Origin of the sequence: Streptomyces termitum (assembly GCF_014650175.1) — a bacterium.
Lineage (GTDB): Bacteria > Actinomycetota > Actinomycetes > Streptomycetales > Streptomycetaceae > Streptomyces > Streptomyces termitum.
This window is the reverse complement of the sequence record NZ_BMUL01000060.1, coordinates 1-629: the sequence shown is the minus strand read 5'-3', so window position 1 is coordinate 629 and position 629 is coordinate 1. Positions and strand designations below refer to the sequence as shown.

Here is a 629-nt window from a genome sequence, read left to right as displayed (position 1 = left end):
CGACTCTGACTCCTATGCCCCACCAGAATCTTACTCTCCCCCAGCCCAACACCCTTCCTACGGTGGCAAGCCATCTCAACCTTACCACCCAGCTCCTTATCACCCATCTCCCAGCATCCCGTCCCGTGGTCGTCCCGGCCAAGGATCCGGCATTGGTGGCATGTTCCCCGGCTTTGGCGGTATGGGTAACGGCTTCGGCATGATGCCCGGCTTTGGTGGTTTCGGCGGCTTTGGCGGTCTCTTCGGCATGATCCCCGGCTTTGGGGTCAACGCCGGTTTTGGTGCTAACCTAGGAACTGGTTTCGGAGCCAACGTAGGGGTCAACGCTGGACTTGGTGGCGGACTCGGTGGATTTGGTGGACTCGGCGCCAACGTAGGTGCCGACGTAGGCGTAGGAGCCGGTCTGGGAGGTGTCGGTGTGGGAGCTGGTGCGAATGTGGGCGTCGGAGTGGGTGTTGGCGGTCCCCTTGATGTTGGTACTGGTGTTGACGCCTCAGCTGGTGTCGGCATTTAATACAGACATGCCCCCATCTCCCACAACCAACCTCATACGTGTATTCTACTAGCCTCTTACATGACACACACCATTCGTTACCCTCTTCACTTGCAATCCAAATCACTGAATCGCC

1 protein-coding gene is annotated in these 629 nt (G+C 58.3%); it reads left to right on the top strand.

Annotation, left to right across the window (positions count from 1 at the left end; all coding sequences use genetic code 11):
- Positions 1-160 precede the first annotated feature (160 nt).
- Complete coding sequence (locus IE219_RS32735; RefSeq protein WP_189983734.1) at positions 161-514, top strand: hypothetical protein; 354 nt, start codon at positions 161-163, stop codon at positions 512-514.
- Positions 515-629 lie beyond the last annotated feature (115 nt).

What these genes read in the sequence shown, in the direction of transcription:
- IE219_RS32735 (WP_189983734.1), top strand. Translation starts at nt 161, where the DNA reads ATGTTCCCCGGCTTTGGCGGTATGGGTAACGGCTTCGGCATGATGCCC.